We start from the raw sequence: 19,066 nt of genomic DNA on the forward strand, positions 1-19,066 counted from the left end.
CAACGCCTAGCGCTATTGCCTCTCATGGCGGGCCCTTTCTTCTTTCTCAACCTGGGAGAGCTTTTTCAGCTTGAGGCCCAACTCCCTGCCACGGTGGCGGGCAAACAAAATATTGGCTATGAAAGCTGCGGTTGTCAGCGATAACTCAATCAGTGCCAGCCAGCGCTCACCGTCATCGATCCACAAGATGGTCAGGGCATGGAGGAAATAGAACATCAGGATGAAGTTGGCCCAGGCATGGGTATAAGGCTTGCCCGCCAAAATCCCCTTGAGCGGAAGTAGCAAGGGAGCCATCCAGACCAGCGCCATTACCATGTTATTGAGGTGTGGGTGCGGGGAAAGGCTGGCCTGCCATAAGGCTACCCAAGCCAATAGGCCTAGATTAGCGGAAACGGCGCTATAGCGTAGCAAGCGCGTTTTTTTCTGCATGACGGTCATGACTTCTATCCTTGTAATTTGCAGGTTGTTTCCGCCAGGCGTTTGCCACAGGCTTGGGCCAATTCACATTCTTCTGCACTTAACTGGCGCGATTGCTCATGGTTGAGGTGAGAAGGGCCGTAAGGAGTCCCTCCCGTTCCGGTTGTATGCAACGCCGGCTCTGAATAGGGCAGGCCGACAATCAACATGCCGTGATGCAGCAGCGGCAGCATCATCGATTGCAGGGTGGTTTCCTGCCCCCCGTGCATTGACGAGGAGGCGGTGAACACACAAGCCGGTTTGCCGATCAGGGTACCGTTCAGCCACTCGGCGCTGGTTGAGTCAATAAAATGCTTGAGCGGCGCGGCCATGTTGCCAAACCGGACCGGGCTACCGAGAGCCAGCCCTGCACATTGCTGCAGGTCGGTTTTGGTCACTAGCGGATCACCTGTGGCTTCAAGCTGCAGTTGGCCGTCAGCGCCAAGCTCGGCGACAGTGCGCAATACAGCCTCGCAGCCAGCAACCTGCTCGATACCACGAGCAATTTGCCGCGCCAGCTGGCGAGTGGAGCCGTGGCGGCTGTAATACAACACGAGAATGCTATGCATAAGCGCCTCGAGAGATTAAAGGATGTCTAGGACTTGCTCTGGTGGGCGGCCCATGGCTGCACGGTCACCGTTAACGACAATAGGGCGCTCAATCAGCTTCGGATTGGCCGCCATTGCATCAATCAGTTGCTGCTCGGTGATGTCTGCGCCTCCAAGCTCCAGCTCTTTGTACAGGGCTTCTTTGGTGCGCATCATCTCGCGAGCTGAGGTGTAGCCCAGCTGGCTCAACAAGGTTTGGATCTGCTCGGCTGAAGGGGTGTCATCGAGGTATTTGACGATGGTTGGGGTGATCCCTTTCTCTTCTAGTAGCGCAAGGGTTTGGCGGCTTTTTGAGCAACGCGGGTTGTGGTAAATGGTGACTGACATGGTACTTCCTTCTAAAAGGTAACCGGCGTGTTGGTCACGCCGGTTACAAATTGTTTTGATGATGTTGCCCCATTGTAGAACAGCTGTCATCAAGAAGGAATGCTAGGCTCCCGGTTCTTTGAGAGCGCGATCAGAGATTGGCAAAGCGCTGTCTGGCCAATCGCAGCTGATCTATCCGGGCATCATAGCGGGCCTGATCCAGTGAATTGACTTCAACAATTTGGCTGGCCTGGATATACATCTGGATAGCCTTTTCCCATGCCCCGCGTAGGGCAAGCAATTCGGCCCTGGCTGCGAGTTCCGCATCACGGCGGCCATTGGCAGCCTGTGCCTGTGCTAACAAGTGCCAACCGTTAGGATCTTCCGGATTGTCATAGGTGTAGCGGGTTAGGATTGGGATACTTTCATTGTTGCGATCCGCTTCCTGTAATGCATTGGCCAGATTCAGGCGCAATACCTTGTTGTTAGGGTTGGCCTTCTGTGCTGCTTCTAAGCGGCTGATGGCACGGTCATATTTCTTCTGATGCAAATCGAGATCAGTGGCCGAGTCGATATAGAAACGGTTATTTGGCTCTTTGGCTAATAGCGGATCAAGCAAGGCATGGGCTTTCTCGTATTGCTCTGAATCGATATAGACCAGCGCCTTTCCGTAGGCGATAGCATCCTTGGTTACGGCATTACTTCTTTTTTCTTGGCGTTCGAACCAGTCAAGGGCTGCGTTGCTGTCGATTCCGGCATAGCGGGCGACGATCCGGGACCTTGCCAACTGGTAGCGTTTCGAGGTTGCAACCTGGCGGGCCGGGAACTGGTTGGCACGGCTGCGGCTGTCGGTAATGCGCGATTCAGGCAACGGGTGGGTCAGCAGCATTGGTGGAGGCGTACTGACATAGCGGTACTGGTCAGCGAGACGGCCAAAGAAACGTGGCATGGCCTGCACATCAAAGCCGGCTTTGGACAAAGTGGCTATACCGATCCGGTCAGCTTCTTTTTCATTGCTACGGGTGTAGTTGATTTGGCCCTGCGCCGATGCCGCCGTCGTCGCATGTATCGCTGCGATACCCGCTTCCGGCGATGCAATGGCTAGCATCATGGAACCAATTAGTGCTGCCAATGTGGCCGGTGATTTCCTCGCCTGATCTTCCATACTGCGGGCAAGGTGGCGCTGGGTGACGTGGGCGATTTCGTGCGCAACAACCGAGGCTAACTCACTTTCGGTCTTGGCATGGAGGAACAACCCGGAATGAATCGCCACATGGCCGCCGAAGAAAGCGAACGCATTGATTTGCCTGTTCTGGATCATGAAGAAATTGAACGGGGTACGGACATCGTTGGCGTTGGCAACCAAACGGTGGCCCAGATCACTGATATATTCGGATAGGAGCGGGTCGCTGATCACTGGCATACTGGCCCGGATCATTCGCATATAGGCGTCACCATACTCTATTTCCTTTTCAATGCTGAGCGTCGCTGCCGCAGCTGTGCCTATGTCGGGCAGGCTGCTCAAGTCGTTGGCCGGAGCCGCAATGCTAGTGCCGAGTAGTGCACTGATAAGAAGATAGGCTGGCGCCTTAGCAAATCGAAACATAGTAATAATTGATACCGCCTTCTGTTGCGTGTTCCTGCATTCGCACTACTGCGAGGCTAAATCTTTCCTGAATAACGCTGTTTTTCACCAAGGTCAGACAGCGAAACCTTTGACAGGTTTCTTTTTTGTCGTTCGAATGTCCTTTACAATAACCTGATGGATGATATTTGTCAGTATACCGGAATGGAACCTGTATTGCTTAATTTGACGACGGAACGCTGCCCAATGGCATTGCTATTGGCAAAAAGGGCGGCCCAGGCGCTTAATGTGGGCGACAAGCTAGAAATTCACATCACTGACACAGGGGCACGGCAGGATATTCCCCGCTACCTCTCAAACCATGGCTTTATTATTGATGTACAGTTGGACAACCGACAGGTACTTGAAATTATTGTGACCAAAAGGCAGTAAACATTTTATGCTGGATATGCTGACTCGCTGGTATAAGCGACGATTTTCCGATCCCCACGCCGTGAGCTTGGTAGCTATTCTGTTGGGTGGCTTCCTGACGATCTACTTCTTCGGTAACCTGATTGCGCCATTGCTGGTGGCGATTGTCCTTGCCTACCTGCTTGAATGGCCGGTGATGCAACTGACACGCTTGGGTCTACCAAGAACGCTTTCAGTGATGGGGGTACTGCTGATTTTTGCCGGTGTAATGGTGATGGCAGTATTTGGCCTGGTACCAACTATTTGGCATCAGGTAGGTAATTTGATTGCCGATGTGCCGAATATGTTCAATGGCCTGCAGGAATATGTATCGAGCCTACCTGATCGCTATCCTGATTTTGTCCAGCCGCATCAAGTCTCTACCTTTATGGTCACCCTGAGAGAAAAGGTGCTTGGGTTGGGTGAAAGTGCCGTGAAGGGATCGTTGGCGTCATTGGTTAGCCTAGCCACCCTGGCCGTTTACCTGATTTTGGTCCCTTTGCTGGTGTTCTTCCTGCTTAAGGACAAGGAAGAGATGCTAGAGATGCTCAGTGGCCTGCTGCCAAAGAACCGCCGCCTAACCAGCAAGGTTGGGGCAGAAATGAACCAGCAGATCTCAAACTATATTCGTGGCAAGGTCACCGAAATCTTCATAGTTGGTATTGTCAGTTACATCACGTTCGCACTGATGGATCTGCGTTATGCGGTATTGCTCGGGGTGTTGGTCGGTTTCTCGGTATTGATCCCGTATATCGGTGCAGCCGCGGTCACCCTGCCGGTGGCGATGGTAGGTTTGTTCCAATGGGGGATCAGCCCCGAGTTCTGGTGGTTGCTGGTGGCCTACGGCATTATCCAGGCTCTGGACGGTAACGTACTGGTACCAATCCTGTTCTCTGAAGCGGTTAACTTGCACCCGGTGGCAATCATTGTTGCAGTCTTGGTGTTTGGTGGCATGTGGGGCTTCTGGGGCGTATTCTTTGCTATCCCATTGGCGACCTTGGTCAAGGCTGTATGGAATGCCCTGCCGGCCACTGAGCCGCCAATAGAAGAGCACCTCGAAGAATAGCGAGTACACCTCAAATAGATATCCACACAAAGGTCGCAGCAGCGGCCTTTTTGTTATCTGTCAGTTCTAGTATTTTCGGCACAAAACTGGAGGCAGACCGCAATTGGGTTCGTTTTGCTGCTACAAAGTGTGCCCAGCATAAGGGAATAACAGGCATTTTATTGAGCAATATATTAGCTGTGATTAACTGGATACGGGCTATTTCAAGGGCAGTGCTACGTGATGAAAACAGTTTTAATGACAGGATTAACCGGAACACTTGGACCTATAGTGGCGGCGCAGTTCAGACTTCGTGGTTGGGACGTCATAGAGTGGAACCATCACCATGTATCTCCTGAAGATAAAGAGCGGAGTGAGTCGTTCTGGCAAAGCCTTCGTGTTGATGCCGTGTGCCATATGGCGATGGGAAGTGAAGAGTGGGCAGGATGGCTTGCACAGCGGTGTGCATGGCGAAATATTCCTTATCTATTTGTCAGCACCGCCATGGTCTTTGATAGCGAACAGGATGGCCCTTACGGCATTTTTCAGGATAGGAATGCAAAAGACGCATATGGGCAATATAAGATCCGTTGTGAAGATGCGATCTGGAAGGTGAACCCCAATGCAATGATTGCCCGGATTGGCTGGCAGTTTCATGAAAGGGGGGGAGGCAATAATATGCTGGCTCACCTAGAACAACAGAACAATAAGCATGGGGTTATCAGGGCAAGTGTGGGTTGGTTTCCCGCAACCTCACATATGGAAGATACGGCATTCGCCTTTTTACAATTGATAGAGCGGAATGACGCCGGGCTTTATCATCTTGACAGTAATGCCAAGGACCGTTGGAGCTTCTTTGAACTGGTCTGCGCCCTCAATACTCATTTCAAAAAAGGTTGGCGAATCATTCCAAGTGAAGATTACCACCATGATCAACGCCTGAAAGATGAACGAATAGCTTTGCCGCCTTTGAGCGCCCGCTTTAACGCCTAACACTCAGTTGGCAATGTTTGACTTGCCACATTTTCGAACTCAGCTAAACAGTGACTAATATAAAAAAAGCGCCACTTGCAATAGGGCAAGTAGCGCTCGTTATAGACACCAGAGAGGGACGATTAGCTGTTCTCTTTCAGGTAAGCCAATACAACTTCATGGTGATCTTTGGTCTTGAACTTGTTGAAGACATGTTCAATCACACCGTTTTCATCAATCAGGAAGCTGATGCGGTGCAGTCCATCATAGATTTTGCCCATGAACTTCTTCTCGCCCCATACACCAAACTGATCGGCAACCGCATGGTCTTCATCCGATAGCAGGGTGAAGTTGAGGTTATCACGTTCGATAAACTTTGGCAGGCGCTTGACGGCATCGATACTGATACCCAGCACTTCGACATTGAATTCGTCTAACTCAGCTTTACTATCACGCAGGCCGCAAGCCTGAACCGTACAACCCGGAGTCATGGCTTTCGGGTAGAAGTAAGCGAGGACTTTCTTACCTTTAAAGTCAGCCAGGCTGACAGGCTCGTCATTTTGGTTTTGCAGAGTGAAGGCTGGCGCAGGCGTACCGGCGGTCAAAGTCTTCATAGTGGATTCCTTATTGATTATGGCCGACGAAAGTCACGTTGCCGCTGACGACCAAGTCTTGGCAAAGTGCTTCAAATTCTTCTTGTAAGGTCATTAGGTTACAGCCTTCAGGCAGGTTTGTCCCGATCTGCAGCTGAAATCTATTGGGAGAGCCGTCCTGTTTGCTTTCCTGGGTGTGGGCGCTGAGTGAAGCGATGTCGATTGCCCTGGAGGCAAAGAAGCGGGTGAACTGTTCAATCAAGCCTGGGCTGTCATTGGCCTCTATTTGGAAGTCAGCGGTGTAGGCAAAATGACGGTATTCGTGTTTGGTAGTGCGTTTCATCACTGTCAGCAAGTCATGCTCACTGGCCTTTAGCGGTAAGGTGGACTCAACTCGAGAAATGGCATTGGCCGAGCCTGACAGCAGCATGATCAGGGTAAATTCTTGGCCGAAAAGGGCCAGTCGGCTGTCAACGATGTTGCAGTTGCAAAGGGTGATGAGCCGGGTGACTTCATCCGAGATGCCCGGGCGGTCGGTGCCAACCGCTGTTACGACGAGATAATGTTCCATATTTTTACATCACATTTTGAATACCTTCTGCATGTTAGCACAGACCGGTTAGCTGAAAAGGAATATCTCCTGAAGATGCAAAAAGTGAACGGTTGCAAATCAGGCGGTGATTTGTCGCGCATTATTAGCAGCAAAAAAGTAGATGTAAAAGTGAGCTGTTGGCAAAGAGTTAGCCTTCACTGATTTACATACTTCTGTCTTGAGTTTACTGTTACTGAAAAGTAGTATGGTTTGTCTTGGCCGCTTGATTATTCGCTTATCCAGCATAAATTCATGATGAGGCCAGGGATATATTTATTCAGGGGAGATGGACATGTTTTCAGGAAGCATGGTAGCGCTAATTACACCGCTCGACGAAGCCGGTGAAGTTGATTACGCCAGTTTGGCGTCACTTGTAGAATACCACATTGCCGCAGGCACCGATGCGATTGTCGCAGTCGGCACAACCGGCGAGTCAGCCACACTGACTGTCGACGAGCATGTGAAGGTGGTATTGAAAACCTTGGAATATGCACAAGGCCGCGTGCCGGTCATTGCAGGTACCGGGGCCAATGCGACGCATGAAGCCATCACCTTTAGCAAACTCTTTTCTGGCACAGGTGTTGCGGGTTGTTTGACCGTCACACCTTACTATAACAAGCCAACCCAAGAAGGCCTGTACCAGCACTTCAAAGCGATTGCTGAAGCAACCGACCTGCCTCAGATCCTATACAATGTACCTGGGCGTACTGCTGTTGACCTGTTGCCAGAAACCGTGGCTCGACTGGCGAAGATTGATAACATCGTCGGTATTAAAGATGCGACAGCTGATTTGTCCCGTGTCCAGAAAACCCGGGAACTTTGTGGCGATGATTTTATCCAACTAAGCGGTGATGATGCCACAGGGTTGGATTTCGTTGCTGAAGGTGGCCATGGTGTGATTTCAGTCACAGCTAACGTAGCAGCAGCCGATATGTCACAGATGTTCAAATTGGCGCTGTCAGGCCAGATGGATGCTGCCATTGATATCAACCAACGATTGATGCCACTTCATAAGCAATTGTTTGTCGAATCCAACCCTATCCCGGTAAAATGGGCGGCTCATCAGCTTGGCCTTGTCTCGTATGGTACGCTTCGCCTGCCATTGACAGAGCTGAGCGAATCTGCCCAACCAGTAGTAGCCGAAGCACTCAAGGATGCGAACGTACTGCTGTAATTTGCTAGAGCGTAGGAGCGCAGAAGCGTAATGAATTATAAGTATAAGCTGGTGGCGGCTGCCGTTGCAGTAGTAACACTGGCTGGTTGTTCTGATGGCGCCGAACGTCGCCGTCAGGCTAATCAGGATTTTAATTACCTCAATACCCAACCGTTGGAAAGCTGGACATTGCCTAGCGATGCCCAGTCAGGGCAGGTCAGTGACTACGACATTCCGGCTGGTGAGTATCAGGGTGCCATTGGCTCCGGGGTTGATATCCGCCCGCCGCAACAGGTACTGGCGTTGATCCCAGGTGCACGAGCGTTGCGGGACGATGATGGTGTGACCTTGGTGATGGTCAAGCAGGAAGATCTGACCGAGGTATGGTCGGTGACCCGTAAATTGATTGCCGAGCAGAACATCGCCCTGAGAAGCCAGAGTGCCGATGTGCTTGAGACTGACTGGATCAGCTGGAACAACGAAGATGAGGATACCGAAATCGGTAGCCGCTATCGCATCGAAAAATCCGCCAATGGTGGCCGTTATAGCTACCGGATCATGTTGGTTGATTGGCGTGAAGGTGGTGTCGAGCAAACGGTAAGCGTTGAGAACAAAGAGCGCTACAGCATTCTGATGACCAACCTGGTGACATCTCGCTACGATGAACAGGAACGAGAGCTGGCCCGTTTACGAGCTCAGGAGTTGATCAAGCAGATCCCTATCTCTATGGGACAGGACCGTAGCGGTCTGCCGGTGATTATTGCCCGTGCACCGTACAACGTGTTCTGGGAACGTCTACCAGAGGTATTGGGCCAACTTGGCTTCACGGTTGAAGGCCGTAACCGCTCGCAGGGTGTGGTCGAGGTACAGTTCAAATCGCCAGATGATGAATTCTGGGCAGATCTAGGCACTCAGCCGATTGAACTAGAAAACCGTGCTTATAATTTACAGCTAGGTGATTTGGGCAACCGAACGTCTATCAATATTACTGATACCGACGGCAAACCTGTGACCGAGCAAGCGTTGAACAGCCTTGCACCTGTAATGGCAGCCGCTATCGAGCGAGCCAACCAAGGCTAAGCCATAAAATAGATAGCAATTAAAAACGCAGCTGGTCCAGCTGCGTTTTTTTATGTGCTAAATAAGCCTATGTTGCCAAGTACCCCGTAGGGAAGGCACTTGGCAGTCATATTATGCTTACTTCACTTCTTCGCCTTTGGCCTGCATATCAGCATGGTAAGAAGAGCGAACGAATGGGCCACATGCAGCATGGGTAAAGCCAAGTTCAAGGGCAATTTCTTTTAGCTCATCGAATTCAGCTGGTGGCACGTAGCGCTCAACCGGTAGGTGGTGGCGGCTTGGTGCTAGGTATTGACCCAGTGTCAGCATGGTCACACCGTGGGCACGAAGATCTTTCAGTACATCGATGATCTCTTCTTTGGTTTCACCCAAACCCATCATCAGACCTGATTTGGTCGGCACTTCAGGGTGCATTTCCTTGAACTTTTTCAGCAGATCCAGTGACCACTGGTAATTTGCACCAGGACGAGCCTTGCGGTATAGGCGAGGAGCGGTTTCAAGGTTGTGGTTGAATACATCTGGCGGATTGTCACGCAAGATGTCCAGCGCACGATCCATACGACCACGGAAATCAGGCACCAAGGTTTCGATTTTGATCTCTGGGTTTAGAGCGCGAATTTCACGAGTACAATCAGCGAAGTGCTGGGCACCGCCATCACGTAGGTCATCACGGTCTACAGAAGTGACTACGACGTAGCGTAGCTTCATGTCTGCGATTGTTTTGGCTAGCTGCTGTGGCTCTTCGGCATTCGGCGGCAATGGGCGGCCGTGGGCAACGTCACAGAATGGGCAGCGACGGGTACAAATCGCGCCGAGGATCATAAAGGTTGCCGTGCCGTGGTTGAAACACTCTGCCAAGTTCGGGCAAGAGGCTTCTTCACACACTGAGTGCAGCTTGTTCTTGCGCATCGCAGACTTAATGTCCTGGATACGCTTGCTGTCTGCTGGGAGTTTGATCTTCATCCACTCAGGCTTGCGCAGTACTTCCTTCGGCGCTTCCTCAACCTCGACATTACGGGTTGGGATCAGGGCCATCTTGTCGGCATCACGGTATTTGACACCTTGTTCAATTTTGATTGGTTTACTCATGAATTGCTTTCCGTTTTCCACTCAATGCTCTGGTAATCGAGCAGGTTGACCAGCTCTTCTACAAGTACAGGCTGAATTTCCGCTAGTTCAGATGGCCCATTCAATAACGCTGTTTGCGTCATTTCCATCCCTGCATAACCGCACGGGTTGATGCGAAGGAAAGGAGCCAAATCCATATTGATATTGAGTGCCAGACCGTGAAAAGAGCAGCCGCGTCTGATCCGTAGCCCAAGTGAACATATCTTCTGACCGGAGACATAGACACCCGGCGCATCAGGGCGGGCATTGGACTCAATCCCGAAATGGGAAAGGGTCTTGATAATTGTATTTTCAATATGCGTGACGAGGTCGCGCACACCCATTTTCTTTCGACGCAGGTCGACAAGGACATAGGCAACGAGTTGGCCTGGCCCGTGATAGGTAACCTGACCACCACGGTCGCTTTGCACCACGGGGATATCCCCGGTGTTGAGCAGGTGCTCGGCTTTGCCTGCCTGACCTTGGGTAAACACAGGGTTGTGTTCAACCAGCCAGACTTCGTCCGTGGTTTCCGGGCTACGTTCGTCGGTGAACTTATGCATAGCCTGCCAGATTGGTTGGTAATCTTGGCGGCCGAGGTTGCGAATTATAATCTTATCTTGCAATGTCACACCCATTTAGTCATTTGGCGAAGCCTGAAAAACTGACACCCCGCATGGGTGTTCAATACCGATTGGTATTATAAAACTTGGCGGCTGAATTTACAGCCGCCAATTTTATAGGGGATTAGGGTAGTGCTTACAACACGACACGGACAATGTCGATTTCACCCAGCTCTTTGTACAGGGTTTCTACCTGTTCAATAGAAGTTGCTGTGATAGAAACAGACACGGCACTGTAGGTCCCTTTGCCACTTGGCTTAACGTCCGGGGTGTAGTCGCCCGGTGCGTGACGCTGGATCACCTCAACAACCAGATCAGGGAGTTCAGGTTTGTTGTAACCCATCACCTTGTAAGTGAACTTACATGGGAACTCTAGAAGATCTTTAAGTTTTGGCTGCTCTTGCTGCTGCATGCTGAACTCCGAGTATTTGCATTCATTTTGCGATGTTAGCCGAGCATATTAATGGGTATAGGGCTTTTTCACAAGTCATCAGGTGGGCTCTCAAACGGCCGAAAAAGAAAGAGGCAACCCAAGGTTGCCTCTTTTCTTTATTTATCGGGGTGTTATATCCGCTATGGCTGAGTTAGCTCAACCAGCCCTTGAATAGCAGCATGATGTAATCAATCAGGCGGCTGAACATGCTGCCTTCTTTGATGTCATCCAAAGCTAGCAGCGGGTACTCGGCAATATCTTCATCACCAACACGGTAATACAGCTTACCGACGACATCGCCTTTGCTGATTGGCGCTTTAAGCTCTTTTTCTAGCACAAAGCTTGCTGACAGATCTTTAGTCTGGCCGCGAGGAAGTGTTACGAAAGTATCTTCGCTTACGCCAAGGGATACCTCGTCTTTGTCACCCATCCAGACTTTTTCGGTCACAAAGGTTTCGTTGGCTTTATGAGGGGAAACTGTTTCGAAGAAACGGAAGCCGTAGTTCAGCAGTTTCTTGCTCTCTGCTTTACGGGCGTTCGGGTTACTGGTACCCATTACCACCGCGATTAGGCGCATCTGGCCTTCGGTTGCGGTGCTAACCAGGCTGTAGCCGGCATTGTTGGTATGGCCGGTTTTCAGGCCGTCAACGTTGAGGCTTTTATCCCACAGTAGGCTGTTACGGTTGTACTGGGTGATACCGTTGTAGGTGAAAGACTTCTCTTTGTAGATCGCGAACTCGTCTGGCACGTCACGGATCAGGCCCTGGGCAAGTAGCGCCATATCATACGGCGTTGTGTATAGGTCAGGGTTATCTAGGCCATGGACATTGGCAAAGTGGGTAGAGTCCATACCCAAGGTCTTAGCCCATGCATTCATTAGATCGACGAAAGAGTCTTCAGAGCCAGCAACATGCTCAGCCATGGCAACACAGGCATCGTTGCCCGATTGGATGATGATGCCACGGTTAAGATCTGAAACTTTTACTTCGCTACCGACTTCGATGAACATCTTTGAAGAACCTGGGAAATTCTTGGCCCAGGCGTTCTTGCTGATCACCACAGTGTCATCCATGGAGATATTGCCACGGTTAACTTCTTGGCCGATAACGTAACTGGTCATCATTTTGGTCAAGCTGGCAGGCGGGATTTGATCGTATTCTTTGTTGCCAGCCAGGATCTTGCCTGAATGGTAGTCCATTAGGACATAGCCCTTGGCAGCAATCTGAGGAGCTTCAGGTACTACAGCTGGGGCAGCCGCTGCTGTTGCTGAAGCCAGCAAGGTTGCCGAAATAGCAACAGAGCGAAAAAGTGCAGCAGATTTTTTCATGTTGGTTGTAACTTAATTTGTCGAATGTAAAAAACTTCACACACTATATCAGATTGTCAATATGAGACCAGCTTTGGGCTCGGATATGTTGTGCGGCAGGCGAATCTTGACATAAGTTTGAGTCAAAAAAATACCAAAGCAGGTGTCTGCTCTGGTATTTTTTTATGACAGCCAATTAGGATTTTGGTTCCAACTCACGTTTGGATGTGATGATGAAAGCCTGTGGGTACTGTCCGGCTTTGGCTTTATCACGCTGGATAATCGCTTCATCCCGGTCGATGTATGGTCCGAGGCGTAGGCGATAGATTTCTGCAGAATCGGCTTTCTTGAGATCAACCGATGTATCGAACTCCTGTTCCAGCTGCTTGGCTATCTGATCGGCTTTGTCGGCATTGGTTACGGCAGCCAACTGGACAAAATAGAAGTTAGGGTTGGCACTTTGCCACTCGTTCGGGTTATCCGGTTTGGCGACTTGGATCAGCTCGATTTTAACCGGTGCCGTACCGTGCTTGATGACATCCAGCCTTGCCGCCGCAGCCATACTCAGGTCGATGATCCGGCCGTCATGGAAGGGGCCTCGGTCGTTAACGCGGACAATGGCGCTTTTGCCATTGTTGGTATTGGTAACCTTGACATAACTCGGTAGTGGCAGCGTTTTATGGGCCGCTGTCATAGAGTACATGTCGTAGATCTCGCCGTTGGACGTTTTATGGCCGTGGAACTTTTGGCCGTACCATGAGGCATAGCCTTCTTCAACGAACGGCTGATCACCCTGCACAATCTGGTAGTGCTCGCCGCGTAGGGTGTAGTCCTTGTTACCGGCCAGGCTCTTTGGCTCGTAGCGCGGCTGGGCATCTTCAATATGATCCAATGTCGGTGAAGATTCTGGTGCAACATCGTCAGCTAGATCGTAACGCTCGTTGCTTGGCGTCGAGCTACATCCGGCAAGGATAAGAACAAGGAGTAAAGGGGATATGCGCATTTAGGTCGCCTTGGACAACATTTTTCTATGGGTATGGATAGACATCAGGATGCCAAAGCCTGCCATCAGGGTCACCATCGAGGTCCCCCCGTAGCTAACCAGCGGGAGCGGCACACCCACGACAGGAAGCAGCCCGCTAACCATCCCGATGTTTACAAAAATATAAACGAAAAAGCTCAGCACAATACTGCCTGACATCATCCGGCCGAAGGCTGTCTGGGCACGACTGGCCAGCAGCAAGCCCCGCCCGATGATAAATAGGTAGATAGCCAGCAGGCACAGTACACCGATCAGGCCCCATTCCTCGGCAATTACCGCAAAGATGAAGTCGGTGTGGCGCTCGGGCAAGAACTCTAGTTGGGACTGGGTACCTTGCAGCCAGCCCTTGCCGGACAAGCCACCGGAGCCAATGGCAATTTTCGACTGGATAATATGGTAACCAGCACCGAGTGGATCGGATTCAGGGTTGAACAGGGTCAGTACCCGGGTCCGTTGGTAGTCCCGCATCAGGAATATCCACAGTACGGGGATGAATGCCCCGACCAGCACTCCCGCAGCACCAATGATTTTCCAGCTCATGCCCGAGAGGAACAACACAAATACCCCTGATGCAGCGATCAGGATGGATGTTCCCAAGTCTGGCTGCTTGGCAATCAAGATAGTCGGAACGAAAATCATCACCAGTGCGATGACGATGTTCTTCAGGCTCGGCGGCAGCGGGTTATTGCCGATAAAGCGTGCCACCATCAAAGGTACCGCCAATTTTATCAGCTCCGAAGGTTGGAAGCGGACGAAACCTAAATTGAGCCAGCGCTGGGCCCCTTTAGAAGCCTCACCAAAAAATAGGACGCCAAGTAGCAACAGCAGCCCGACCCCGAACAGGTAGGGCGCCCAGGTTTCATAATGGCGCGGAGAGATCTGGGCCAGAATAAACATGATCCCCAATGACAGCACCATGCGTATGGCTTGCCGTTCCATCATGGCTAGTTCCTGACCGCTGGCGCTGTACATCACCATCAGGGCGAAGCCCATCAGGGTGAGGATCCCCATCAACAGCGGGAAGTCCAGGTGTAAGCGGTCACTCAAGGTCCGTTTGTTGCCTGTCGCGGCCATGATACTCATTGCGCTACCTCGGCTAATTTTTTATCGACGATTTCTACCAGTGGGTCTGGGGTTTCCGGTTTTAGCAGCATGTGGTCGAAAATCCGACGTGCTACCGGACCACCGTTGGAGGAGCCGCCACCGGCATTTTCCAATACCATGGATACCACGACTTCCGGCTTATCATATGGAGCGAAGGCGGTGAACAGGGCATGGTCGCGCAAGTGCTCTTCCAACTCCTCGGCGTTGTATTCCTGATCTTCAGCCAGGCCAAAGACCTGTGCCGAGCCTGACTTACCACCGGCTTTGTACTCGGTACCATAGAAAGGACGGCGGGCAGTACCACGCGGGCCGTAAAGTACCTGATACATCCCTTGTTTGGCGACATCCCAATATTTAGCATCAACATTGTCGATAGGTGGGAAATCATCATAGACCGCCGGTTTTTCAACATCTTCATCTATGATGTCTTTGAGCAGGTGTGGAGCCTGAACCCGGCCCTGGTTGACCAGTACCGTAGTGGCTTTGGCAATTTGTAATGGCGTCGCTGTCCAGTAACCCTGTCCGATACCGACCGGAATCGTATCACCCTGATACCAAGGCTGGCGGAAACGGGCTTGCTTCCACTCACGGGTCGGCATGTTGGCCTTACTCTCTTCGTGGATGTCGATACCTGTGTATTCACCGAAGCCAAAGCGGCTCATCCAGTCAGAAAGGCGATCGATACCCATGTCGTAAGCAATCTGGTAGAAGAAGGTATCTACCGACTCTTCAATCGCTTTGTAGATATTGACCTTGCCGTGGCCCCAGCGCAGCCAGTCACGGAACGGGCGACTGTTGGAGTTTGGTATACGCCAGTAACCCGGGTCATTTCGGGTGGTACGGGTTGTGATCACTCCTTCACTCAGCGCTGCAACCGCAATCATCGGTTTGACTGTCGAGGCCGGCGGGTAGATCCCCAGTGTGACCCGGTTAACCAGCGGGCGGTTTTTGTCATTCAGCAATTCGCGGTATTTAGGCCCGGAAATGCCATGGACGAACAGGTTCGGATCGTAGCTTGGGCTGGATACCATGGCCAGTACTGACGAATCACGAGGGTCCATCACCACCACAGAGCCACGTCTGTACTTGATTAGTTCCTCACCGGTATCTGGGTCGAGTTTACGCTCAGTGAGTAGTTCTTTGACATAAAGCTGCAGCTCAATGTCGATATTCAGTTTGATGTCACTGCCAGGGATCGGCGGAACATACTTCAGGGTACGGATGATCCGGCCACGGCTGTTGACCTCGACTTCCTGGTAGCCGGAGGTGCCGTGCAGCATATCTTCGTAATAACGTTCGATACCCAGTTTGCCGATATCACGGGTTGCCTTGTAGTTGTTGATTTTGTCTTCACGCTCAAGGCGTTGGAGGTCACGGTCGTTGATTTTTGCTACATAACCCAAGACATGGGTCAGGGCTTCACCGTAAGGGTAGTGACGCTTGAGGTAGGCTTTGACTTCGACACCTGGAAAACGGTGTTGGTTGACCGAAAACAGCGCAACCTGATCTTCAGTCATCTGGTTGAGGATCGGTACTGACTTGAAACGACGGGTACGGCGGCGCTCACGCTCGAAGCGCTCGATTTGCTCATCGGTAACGCCCATCAATTCCTTGAGGCGGTCGAAGGTATCTTGCCTGTCTGGCACTTTTTCCGAGGTGATCTCAAGTGAATATACCGGACGGTTCTCGGCGAGGAGGATACCGTTACGGTCATAGATCAGGCCACGGTTGGGCGCAACAGGGACAATTTTGATCCGGTTATCGTTCGAACGTGTCTGGTAGTCTTCGTGCTCCTGGATCTGGATATGATACAGGTTAGTCAGCAAGACCCCTACCAGCACGACGATGCCGATAAATGAGACAAGAGCCCGGCGGAAAAATAGCGCCGACTCAGCCCGATGGTCGCGGATCTGCGTTCGCTTTTGTCTCATTGCCCATTATTCCCTATGGTACGGATGGTTAGCCGTGATGCTCCACGCACGGTACAGGCTCTCGGCCATGACGATACGTACCAGCGGGTGGGGTAGCGTCAGTGGTGATAGCGACCAGCTTTGATCGGCTGCTGCCTTACAGGCTGGCGCCAAGCCTTCCGGCCCACCGATCAGGATAGAGACATCACGCCCGTCCAGTTTCCAGCTTTCCAGTTGGCCGGCCAACTGCTCGGTATCCCAGCGCTTGCCAGGGATATCCAAGGTGACAATACGGTTGCCTTTTGGCACTGCAGCCAGCATCGCTTCGCCTTCCTTTTGCAGGATACGGGCGATGTCGGCATTCTTGCCGCGCTTGCCAGCCGTGATTTCGACCAGTTCAAGCGGCATGTCTTTGGGGAAGCGGCGGCTGTATTCTTTATAGCCTTCCTCGACCCATTTCGGCATCTTGGTGCCAACAGCAATCAGTTGAAGCTTCATTGTCGGTTAGCCCCAAAGCTTCTCCAGTTGGTACAGGTTACGCGCGTCTTCCTGCATGATGTGCAGCATAACGCTACCCATATCAACGATAACCCACTCACCGTCTTCTTCGCCGCTGATCCCAAATGGCGGGTAGTCAATCAGTTTCGATTCCTTGTTAACGTGATCGGCAATCGAGGCGACATGACGGTTAGAGGTACCGGTGCACAGTACCATGAAATCAGTGATGCTTGATTTACCGCGAACATCCAGGGTAACAATGTCCTGTGCTTTGATGTCATCTACTTTATCAACAATAAAATCGTGTAGTTCTTGAACCTGCAAAAGGGGGTCCTCTTTTGTGTGTTTGGTGTCTTTACTGTAGACCTAGATAGGACTGGGTCCCAATGTAGCGGCGCAGTATACCATGCTCAAGCTTGTTCAATACAAGTTAGCAGTAACTTTACATAGCCTGCGCCTTAGTTGTTCTTGGTGGTTAAAGCTTGCCCGGGATAGCGGTATGCACTCCGCACATTTCAGCACACAGTGCCGAAAGGGCATCCCATGGCTGGTAGTCGAAGTCGGTTTTGACCCTTAGCTCCAACTCGGCCAACTGGTGCAGCAATTTGATGATAACCGGTAACGGCAATCTGTGCAGGGCACCGATGTAGACTTCCCGGCGGCTTTGCCAGATCCTGAAATTCTCGAAGATGTTATTGAGTGAAGTGCCTTTGCTACCCATCTCTTGCATTTTATACAACTGGGTAAGTTCACGCTGTAACGTGCGTAGCAGGATCACTGCTTCAACCCCTTCGCCTTGCAGTTGGCGCAAAACCCGTTGGCTGCGCTTGGCCTGGCCGGCTAGCACGGCATCAAGCAACTGGAATGGCGTGTAGTGGTTGTGACGGCTTAATGCCTCCTCTAAGCGGACAATGGTCAGGTCGCCGTCGGGGTAGAGCAGTACCAGTTTCTGTAGGCTCTGGGCCAGCGCAAGTAGGTTACCCTCGTGCCATTGTGCCAACAGCTGTACCGATTCATGGTCCGGCTTGAGGCCAAGCTGTTGGCAACGTCCCTGGATAAAGCGCGGCAAGTGTCTGGCTTCTGGGGTATTACAAGGGATATAAAGCCCCTTGACATCAAGGGCCTTGAACCACTTGGTACTCTCCTGCTTCTTGTTGAGGCGCGGGCCTTGTACCAGCAGCAAGATATCCTCGTGAATGCTGTCTATCACTTCCTGCAGGGATTTGGCTTGCTGGGCATTGAGGCCATTCTCAGGCAGCTCAAGCTCAATGATCTGGCGGGATGAAAACAGGCTCATGGCCTGGCAGCAATCGAGTACCGTATTCCAATCGAGCTGCGCATCCACAGTAAAGCTGTGGCGTTCATCGAAGCCGGCTTGTTGGGCCGCTTGTTTGATGTTGTCGGCAGATTCCAGTTTTAGCAGAGGCTCATTGCCACTTAGCAGGTAAGCTTGACGCAGCCCTTTTGATAGCTGCTGCGCCAATTGTTCCGGGTAGATCCTCATTGTGCAGACTCAACCTGCATCGCTGACTGGTTGCTGTTGTCAGAGGCTGATACGCTTTCTGCCTTCACATCTAGGCCAAGCTCGGTACTGACTTGTTCATTACTCTCGCTGTTAGCGCTTTGTTCTAGCAGGGCTTCGAGCTCTTCTTCTTCCATCTTATTGAAAACGGCTGTCAGGCGGGCAAGCTGGCGCATGATCTGCTTGGCGGCCTGCTCGCGCATTTCCTGCTCGATCATGTCTCGCTCGACAGATTTTGCCAGTGCAGTCAGCGGGTTATCGAGGAAGGTACGGTTGACTCGGGTGGTATAGCTTTGACTACCTTTGCCTGGTACCACGATACGGTACTGTACGATGTAGGTAAGTTCGTATTCGGCAGCACGGGCGTTCTGGTAAAGCGACAGGGTACGTTCACCGGTCGACTCGCTGATCAGGTGCAGGTTAGGTACCTGGGCCGAAGGTGCAACAGGCTCGATACCATGTAGCTGGAATTGGGACTTTACCTGGCGGTGCAGCTGGCCGTATTGGTCAAAGCTGGTCAGGGAAAGTTTGGCAATGTCGTCGGGTAGCATGTAGTTACCACGGAGGTGAAAACCGCAAGATGCAGTTGCCAACGCCATAAGGACAACAAAGAAGGTTCGGATAATGCTTTTTGCAGAAATGAAAGCTCTCACCGAGTCTGCTCCATGAAAAAAAGTGAAA

22 protein-coding genes are annotated in these 19,066 nt (G+C 51.5%); 5 read left to right on the forward strand and 17 right to left on the reverse strand.

Annotated features, from left to right (window positions below):
• Window positions 1-12: 12 nt before the first annotated feature.
• The 4 genes from BIZ37_RS08515 to BIZ37_RS08530 form a co-directional block, all read right to left on the reverse strand.
• A complete protein-coding gene (locus tag BIZ37_RS08515) occupies window positions 13-438 on the reverse strand; it encodes a DUF2069 domain-containing protein (RefSeq protein WP_187461137.1) in 426 nt (141 codons plus the stop codon).
• Window positions 439-443: 5 nt separating this feature from the next.
• Window positions 444-1,025, reverse strand: a complete 582-nt coding sequence (gene wrbA / locus BIZ37_RS08520; protein WP_187461138.1) for an NAD(P)H:quinone oxidoreductase — start codon at window positions 1,023-1,025, stop codon at window positions 444-446.
• A 15-nt stretch (window positions 1,026-1,040) separates the two neighbouring features.
• Window positions 1,041-1,391 (reverse strand): arsenate reductase (glutaredoxin), encoded by a 351-nt coding sequence (arsC, locus tag BIZ37_RS08525; RefSeq protein WP_107301021.1) that lies wholly within the window; start codon window positions 1,389-1,391, stop codon window positions 1,041-1,043.
• A 130-nt stretch (window positions 1,392-1,521) separates the two neighbouring features.
• The gene (locus BIZ37_RS08530) at window positions 1,522-2,976 is read right to left on the reverse strand and encodes a M48 family metalloprotease (RefSeq protein ID WP_187461139.1); all 1,455 of its coding nucleotides are present in this window, start codon (window positions 2,974-2,976) and stop codon (window positions 1,522-1,524) included.
• A gap of 183 nt (window positions 2,977-3,159) precedes the next feature.
• Here BIZ37_RS08530 and BIZ37_RS08535 point away from each other — a divergent pair, with 183 nt between their 5' ends.
• The 3 genes from BIZ37_RS08535 (at window position 3,160) to BIZ37_RS08545 (ending at window position 5,443) form a co-directional block, all read left to right on the forward strand.
• Window positions 3,160-3,387, forward strand: coding sequence for a sulfurtransferase TusA family protein (locus BIZ37_RS08535; protein ID WP_187461140.1), 228 nt, complete (start codon window positions 3,160-3,162; stop codon window positions 3,385-3,387).
• A gap of 7 nt (window positions 3,388-3,394) precedes the next feature.
• The gene (locus BIZ37_RS08540; RefSeq protein ID WP_107300997.1) at window positions 3,395-4,471 is read left to right on the forward strand and encodes an AI-2E family transporter; all 1,077 of its coding nucleotides are present in this window, start codon (window positions 3,395-3,397) and stop codon (window positions 4,469-4,471) included.
• A 222-nt stretch (window positions 4,472-4,693) separates the two neighbouring features.
• Complete coding sequence (locus tag BIZ37_RS08545) at window positions 4,694-5,443, forward strand: sugar nucleotide-binding protein (protein ID WP_187461156.1); 750 nt, start codon at window positions 4,694-4,696, stop codon at window positions 5,441-5,443.
• Window positions 5,444-5,565: 122 nt separating this feature from the next.
• On the opposite strand, the gene bcp is transcribed toward BIZ37_RS08545, so the two are convergent.
• Together bcp and BIZ37_RS08555 are read right to left on the reverse strand one after the other, a co-directional pair.
• On the reverse strand, window positions 5,566-6,036 hold the full coding sequence (gene bcp, locus BIZ37_RS08550; protein WP_187461141.1) for a thioredoxin-dependent thiol peroxidase: 471 nt from the start codon (window positions 6,034-6,036) through the stop codon (window positions 5,566-5,568).
• Between the two features lie 10 nt (window positions 6,037-6,046).
• Window positions 6,047-6,586, reverse strand: coding sequence for a glycine cleavage system protein R (locus BIZ37_RS08555; RefSeq protein ID WP_187461142.1), 540 nt, complete (start codon window positions 6,584-6,586; stop codon window positions 6,047-6,049).
• Between the two features lie 313 nt (window positions 6,587-6,899).
• Here BIZ37_RS08555 and dapA point away from each other — a divergent pair, with 313 nt between their 5' ends.
• On the forward strand, window positions 6,900-7,781 hold the full coding sequence (gene dapA / locus BIZ37_RS08560; protein WP_107301001.1) for a 4-hydroxy-tetrahydrodipicolinate synthase: 882 nt from the start codon (window positions 6,900-6,902) through the stop codon (window positions 7,779-7,781).
• Window positions 7,782-7,811: 30 nt separating this feature from the next.
• A complete protein-coding gene (bamC, locus tag BIZ37_RS08565) occupies window positions 7,812-8,840 on the forward strand; it encodes an outer membrane protein assembly factor BamC (RefSeq protein ID WP_187461143.1) in 1,029 nt (342 codons plus the stop codon).
• 117 nt (window positions 8,841-8,957) lie between these two features.
• On the opposite strand, the gene lipA is transcribed toward bamC, so the two are convergent.
• The 11 genes from lipA to lptE form a co-directional block, all read right to left on the reverse strand.
• On the reverse strand, window positions 8,958-9,929 hold the full coding sequence (gene lipA / locus BIZ37_RS08570) for a lipoyl synthase (RefSeq protein ID WP_187461144.1): 972 nt from the start codon (window positions 9,927-9,929) through the stop codon (window positions 8,958-8,960).
• On the reverse strand, window positions 9,926-10,573 hold the full coding sequence (lipB, locus tag BIZ37_RS08575) for a lipoyl(octanoyl) transferase LipB (protein WP_187461145.1): 648 nt from the start codon (window positions 10,571-10,573) through the stop codon (window positions 9,926-9,928). Before lipB ends, lipA begins: the two co-directional genes overlap by 4 nt.
• A gap of 133 nt (window positions 10,574-10,706) precedes the next feature.
• Window positions 10,707-10,982, reverse strand: coding sequence for a DUF493 family protein YbeD (gene ybeD, locus BIZ37_RS08580; protein ID WP_036820956.1), 276 nt, complete (start codon window positions 10,980-10,982; stop codon window positions 10,707-10,709).
• Between the two features lie 172 nt (window positions 10,983-11,154).
• Complete coding sequence (locus tag BIZ37_RS08585; protein WP_187461146.1) at window positions 11,155-12,330, reverse strand: serine hydrolase; 1,176 nt, start codon at window positions 12,328-12,330, stop codon at window positions 11,155-11,157.
• A 175-nt stretch (window positions 12,331-12,505) separates the two neighbouring features.
• Window positions 12,506-13,312 carry a septal ring lytic transglycosylase RlpA family protein gene (locus BIZ37_RS08590; protein ID WP_107301005.1) on the reverse strand — a complete coding sequence of 269 codons (807 nt, stop codon included), beginning with the start codon at window positions 13,310-13,312 and terminating at the stop codon, window positions 12,506-12,508.
• Window positions 13,313-14,434 carry a peptidoglycan glycosyltransferase MrdB gene (mrdB, locus tag BIZ37_RS08595; RefSeq protein ID WP_107301006.1) on the reverse strand — a complete coding sequence of 374 codons (1,122 nt, stop codon included), beginning with the start codon at window positions 14,432-14,434 and terminating at the stop codon, window positions 13,313-13,315.
• Window positions 14,431-16,386, reverse strand: coding sequence for a penicillin-binding protein 2 (mrdA, locus tag BIZ37_RS08600; protein WP_187461147.1), 1,956 nt, complete (start codon window positions 16,384-16,386; stop codon window positions 14,431-14,433). The genes mrdB and mrdA overlap by 4 nt, the downstream gene beginning before the upstream one ends.
• Before the next feature lie 6 nt (window positions 16,387-16,392).
• Entirely contained in the window at window positions 16,393-16,863 is a 471-nt protein-coding gene (gene rlmH / locus BIZ37_RS08605) for a 23S rRNA (pseudouridine(1915)-N(3))-methyltransferase RlmH (RefSeq protein ID WP_107301008.1), read from the reverse strand.
• Window positions 16,864-16,869: 6 nt separating this feature from the next.
• Window positions 16,870-17,187 (reverse strand): ribosome silencing factor, encoded by a 318-nt coding sequence (gene rsfS, locus BIZ37_RS08610; RefSeq protein WP_039461484.1) that lies wholly within the window; start codon window positions 17,185-17,187, stop codon window positions 16,870-16,872.
• A 151-nt stretch (window positions 17,188-17,338) separates the two neighbouring features.
• Entirely contained in the window at window positions 17,339-18,367 is a 1,029-nt protein-coding gene (holA, locus tag BIZ37_RS08615) for a DNA polymerase III subunit delta (RefSeq protein WP_187461148.1), read from the reverse strand.
• Entirely contained in the window at window positions 18,364-19,038 is a 675-nt protein-coding gene (gene lptE / locus BIZ37_RS08620; RefSeq protein WP_187461149.1) for an LPS assembly lipoprotein LptE, read from the reverse strand. The genes holA and lptE overlap by 4 nt, the downstream gene beginning before the upstream one ends.
• Window positions 19,039-19,066 lie beyond the last annotated feature (28 nt).

This window comes from Photobacterium sp. BZF1, assembly GCF_014349205.1.
Lineage (GTDB): Bacteria > Pseudomonadota > Gammaproteobacteria > Enterobacterales > Vibrionaceae > Photobacterium.

Excerpts from the sequence above, each read along its gene's own strand:
- BIZ37_RS08515 (WP_187461137.1), bottom strand. The coding sequence starts at position 438 with ATGACCGTCATGCAGAAAAAAACGCGCTTGCTACGCTATAGCGCCGTT.
- wrbA (WP_187461138.1), bottom strand. The coding sequence starts at position 1,025 with ATGCATAGCATTCTCGTGTTGTATTACAGCCGCCACGGCTCCACTCGC.
- arsC (WP_107301021.1), bottom strand. The coding sequence starts at position 1,391 with ATGTCAGTCACCATTTACCACAACCCGCGTTGCTCAAAAAGCCGCCAA.
- BIZ37_RS08530 (WP_187461139.1), bottom strand. The coding sequence starts at position 2,976 with ATGTTTCGATTTGCTAAGGCGCCAGCCTATCTTCTTATCAGTGCACTA.
- BIZ37_RS08535 (WP_187461140.1), top strand. The coding sequence starts at position 3,160 with ATGGAACCTGTATTGCTTAATTTGACGACGGAACGCTGCCCAATGGCA.
- BIZ37_RS08540 (WP_107300997.1), top strand. The coding sequence starts at position 3,395 with ATGCTGGATATGCTGACTCGCTGGTATAAGCGACGATTTTCCGATCCC.
- BIZ37_RS08545 (WP_187461156.1), top strand. The coding sequence starts at position 4,694 with ATGAAAACAGTTTTAATGACAGGATTAACCGGAACACTTGGACCTATA.
- bcp (WP_187461141.1), bottom strand. The coding sequence starts at position 6,036 with ATGAAGACTTTGACCGCCGGTACGCCTGCGCCAGCCTTCACTCTGCAA.
- BIZ37_RS08555 (WP_187461142.1), bottom strand. The coding sequence starts at position 6,586 with ATGGAACATTATCTCGTCGTAACAGCGGTTGGCACCGACCGCCCGGGC.
- dapA (WP_107301001.1), top strand. The coding sequence starts at position 6,900 with ATGTTTTCAGGAAGCATGGTAGCGCTAATTACACCGCTCGACGAAGCC.
- bamC (WP_187461143.1), top strand. The coding sequence starts at position 7,812 with ATGAATTATAAGTATAAGCTGGTGGCGGCTGCCGTTGCAGTAGTAACA.
- lipA (WP_187461144.1), bottom strand. The coding sequence starts at position 9,929 with ATGAGTAAACCAATCAAAATTGAACAAGGTGTCAAATACCGTGATGCC.
- ybeD (WP_036820956.1), bottom strand. The coding sequence starts at position 10,982 with ATGCAGCAGCAAGAGCAGCCAAAACTTAAAGATCTTCTAGAGTTCCCA.
- BIZ37_RS08585 (WP_187461146.1), bottom strand. The coding sequence starts at position 12,330 with ATGAAAAAATCTGCTGCACTTTTTCGCTCTGTTGCTATTTCGGCAACC.
- BIZ37_RS08590 (WP_107301005.1), bottom strand. The coding sequence starts at position 13,312 with ATGCGCATATCCCCTTTACTCCTTGTTCTTATCCTTGCCGGATGTAGC.
- mrdB (WP_107301006.1), bottom strand. The coding sequence starts at position 14,434 with ATGAGTATCATGGCCGCGACAGGCAACAAACGGACCTTGAGTGACCGC.
- mrdA (WP_187461147.1), bottom strand. The coding sequence starts at position 16,386 with ATGAGACAAAAGCGAACGCAGATCCGCGACCATCGGGCTGAGTCGGCG.
- rlmH (WP_107301008.1), bottom strand. The coding sequence starts at position 16,863 with ATGAAGCTTCAACTGATTGCTGTTGGCACCAAGATGCCGAAATGGGTC.
- holA (WP_187461148.1), bottom strand. The coding sequence starts at position 18,367 with ATGAGGATCTACCCGGAACAATTGGCGCAGCAGCTATCAAAAGGGCTG.